Source organism: Streptomyces milbemycinicus (assembly GCF_002154605.1).
Classification (GTDB): domain Bacteria; phylum Actinomycetota; class Actinomycetes; order Streptomycetales; family Streptomycetaceae; genus Streptomyces; species Streptomyces milbemycinicus.
In genome coordinates this window covers 1-3,663 of record NZ_MUNE01000885.1, presented here as the reverse complement: position 1 = coordinate 3,663, position 3,663 = coordinate 1, and the positions used below count along the sequence as shown (strand labels likewise).

The following is a 3,663-nucleotide window of genomic DNA, read 5'->3' as shown; positions in this document are numbered from 1 at the left end:
GGGGGCGGGCCTGAGGGCGGCTGGGGTGTCCGGCGGCCGCGCGGGCCCGGGGAACTCCGGGAAACTCTGCTGGAACTCCTAGAGCTCGGCGAAGACGACCGCCGCGTCGTCATGCGTCTTGCCCCGCCGGAACGCGATGCGCTCCAGGTCGGCGTCCTCCGCCGCCCGCACCCGGTCGATCAGCGACTGCGGGCCCTCCTTCCGCAGCAGCGCGAAGCACTCGGCCCAGTCGCCCTCGTGGAACACCTCCACCCACCGCGCCGCCCCGTCGGTGAGCGCCGCCACTGCCCGTATCCCCGCGCGCGGGGAGGTGCCGGTCACGGCCCGCCGTGCGACCGCCGGGTCGGCGGCGGCGGTGAAGAAGCCGCCCTCGATGTTGCGCAGCGGGGCCAGGGGCCGGCGTCCCGCGGCGATCAGCTGGTCGATACGGTCGTCGAGTACGGGCGTGACCGTGCCGTCCGTACGCTCGATCAGCAACGCGGAGTCGGAGAGCACCAGATGCTCGACCCGCTCCGCGTCCCACCGCACCGCGACTACTGTCGCCTGAGGTGTTCTAACGTGAGAAAGGTCACATTCTGAGCCGTGTGCCTCGGCCGTCCGTTCGATCGCGCGGGAGAGGCAGTCCGCCAGCGGTATATCCCGCCGCGATCCGGACAGTTCGAGCAGCGCCCCGCCCAGCCGGGCGGTGAACCAGGGCACGCCGTGGACGCAGCCGTAGTCCTCCTCGGGCGGCGTCACCCCGTCCAGTACCGCCAGCACCCCGCCCTGACCTGACGCGGGCAACGCTACTGACGCGTAGTCCTCGTTGGGGACGCGGGGATCACCGGGCGCGGTGGCGAGTTCGATGCGCATCCGGCCAGTCTGCCGGATCGGGGTCCGTCACCCCCGGCTCGCCCCGCTTGTCCAGGTTTGGCAGGAATTGACGGTTGCGGGAATCTGTGAGGGAGCATCATCCCAGGGGGTCGGGTGATTTCCAACCCGTGAAAGGTTGAAGGAGGGTATGGCCCGCGACCGAAGTTTGGTGGTCAACTACGCAATGCGGTTCACTCGTTCGGGCGGTGGGGTGGGTGATGCATGCCCGTCCCGAAGTCGTCCTGAAAGGGTCGGAACCCCTACCAGAGGTGGGGAAACACACAATTGTTGAACCGTCGTCACCTCTGAACCACAGTGGGTCGGGCGAGAAGAGATTGTGAGCACCGGTGCGGAAGAAGCGGCTTCGGGGCAGCAACCATGAGCAGGGCGGCGAGCCACCCCAGCAGGAGGCGTCACCGCAGCGCAGCACCGCACGGGTCCGTAATCGGCTGGCCGTGTCCGTCGCCGTCGTCTCGCTGGCCGTCCTCGGGGCCGGGGCCCCGGCCGTCCTCAGCGCGCTGGACGACACCACCGACGCCCAGGAGCTCGTCGACCTCGCCGAGACCAACCGCAGTGCGGTGACCCTCGCCCACGCACTCGCCGATGAGCGCGACGCCATGATCGAGTACGTCGCGGCCGGCCGTAACTCCGCCTCCGGCGCCGGAGTCTCCGAGAGCCAGCGGGCCCGGGTGGACCGGCAGGTCAAGGAGGTGGGTCCGGGCACCCCGGCCGAGGTGCGGCGGCTGCTGGACGCGCTGCCCAAGGTCCGGCAGCAGGCGCTGACCGGAAGCGGCTCGGCGCTCGATGTGTACGAGAGCTACACCGAGACCATCCAGGCCCTCGGCGGCCTCGCCGACACCCTGGCCCGCAAGCTCCGGGACGGCGCCGACGACGGCTCCGCGGCCGCGCTGGCCCCCCTCGGCCGCGCCACGGAAGAGGCATCCGCCACCCGCGGGCTGCTGCTCGGCGCGCTCGCCGCGGGCGGCGGCCAGCCCAAGCTCACCTCGGCGGCCCAGCGGACCAACGTACGCGAGCAGTCCGCGCTCTCCGACTTCAACCAGCTCGCCCCGGCCTCCGCCCGCGACCGCTACGCCCGCACCGTCAACGGCACCGAGGTCACCGCCGCCGAGCGCTATATCGCCCGCCTCACCGATCAGCCCCAGCTCTCCGACACCGATCTGTTCCTCAACGACGAGCGTGTCGAGTCCAGCCTGTCCGCCCGTATCGACCGGATGCGCGGCGTCGAGTCCTCGCTGGCCACCGCCGAGATCGAGCATCTGGAGAAGCTGCGCGACGACGAGGTCACCGACCTCGAGGTGGGCATCGGCATTCTCGGCGCGTGCCTGCTGCTGGCCATCGGCATGAGCATCCAGGCCGCCCGCTCGCTGACCCGGCCGCTGGCCGCGCTGCGGCTCGGCGCTCGGCGGGTGGCCGCCGACCCGGTGGCCGAGGAGCCGATCGCCTTCAAGGGCCGCAACGACGAGTTCGCGGACGCCGTACGGGCCGTCAACCAGATGCACCAGGCCGCGGTGCGTGAGCATGAGCGCGCCGTGAAGCTGGAGGCCGACCGGGCCCGCCTGGTCGACGAGCGGCGGCGGCTCGCCGACGAGCGGTCCGAGCTGCGCCGCGAGCGGGACGAGGTCTCCACCCGCCTCGACGGTCTGCGCGCCCGCGTCCACGGCAGCTTCGTCAGCCTGGCGCTGCGCACCCTCGGCCTGATCGAGCGCCAGCTGACCATCATCGAGGAGATGGAGGAGCGCGAGCAGGACCCGGACCGCCTCCAGACCCTCTTCCAGCTCGACCACCTGGCCACCGGAATGCGCCGCTACGGCGAGAACCTGCTGGTCATCGCGGGCTCCGAGAACAAGGCCGCGCATCCTGGGCCGGTGCAGCTGCTGGATGTGCTGCGCGCCTCGATCAGCGAGGTCGAGCGGTACGACCGGGTGCAGATCCAGGCCCTGCCGCAGCACGCCCAGGTCGCCGGGTACGCGGCGGACAGCATCAGCCACCTGATCGCCGAGCTGCTGGAGAACGCGACGACGTTCTCGCCGCCGGACACCATGGTTCAGATCTCCGGCTGGCTGCTGGAGAGCGGCGAGGTCATGCTCTCCGTCCAGGACGAGGGCATCGGCATGACGCCCGAGCGCTTCGTCGAGCTCAACAGCCGGCTGTCCGACCCGGTGCCCGAGTACTGCCAGGGCCCGCAGCCCGAGGACCCGCTGGGGCTCGGGCTGTACGTGGTGACCCGGCTGGCCGCGCGGCACGGCGTACGGGTGCAGCTGCGTGAGCAGAAGCCGGGCGGGGTCGCGGCCGTGGTGGTCCTCCCGACGAAGATCCTGCCCGCCGGTCCGCCCGGCACCGGGCTGCCGCCCGCCGCGCCCGCGGGGTCCTCGTACGGCGGCACCTCGCTGCCGTCCTTCCCGGGCTCGGTGGCCGAGGCCAACTCCAACACCCTTCCGGGGCAGTCCCGCCCGGCCCTCGCCGGGGCCTCCGCCTCCGCCTCCGGGACGTCCGCAGCCGACCTGGAGTCGCCCCGGACGCTCTCGCACCGGCGCGGCGGGCGCCTGGGGCTGCCGCGCCCGGGCGCGGAGGACGGCTCCGGCGGCCACGCCCGTACGGTGGCGAACCCGCCGGGGACCCCGACCGGACCGGCGGCCACCCCGGCGCTCGGACCGTCGGCGGGGGCGTTGCCCGGCTCAACGGCCGACGACTTGGCCCAGGAGCCGCGTGCCCGGACCGCGGACTCCGCCGCGACGGCCGCCCCCGGCCTGGAGACGGGCCGTGGCGTGGAGACGGGCCGTGGCGTGGAGA

General features: G+C 72.8%; 2 protein-coding genes. One reads left to right on the top strand and one right to left on the bottom strand.

The window, feature by feature from the left end; genetic code table 11:
• Positions 1 to 78: 78 nt before the first annotated feature.
• A complete protein-coding gene (locus CCN51_RS48310) occupies positions 79 to 852 on the bottom strand; it encodes a protein phosphatase 2C domain-containing protein (RefSeq protein WP_043486797.1) in 774 nt (257 codons plus the stop codon).
• A gap of 347 nt (positions 853 to 1,199) precedes the next feature.
• Between CCN51_RS48310 and CCN51_RS48305 the strand changes: the two genes are divergently transcribed.
• A partial coding sequence (locus CCN51_RS48305; protein ID WP_086861052.1) for a sensor histidine kinase occupies positions 1,200 to 3,663 on the top strand: 2,464 nt, incomplete at its 3' end.

Bases quoted from the DNA above. Each gene is read 5' to 3' on its own strand.
- CCN51_RS48310 (WP_043486797.1), bottom strand. From the start codon at position 852: ATGCGCATCGAACTCGCCACCGCGCCCGGTGATCCCCGCGTCCCCAAC.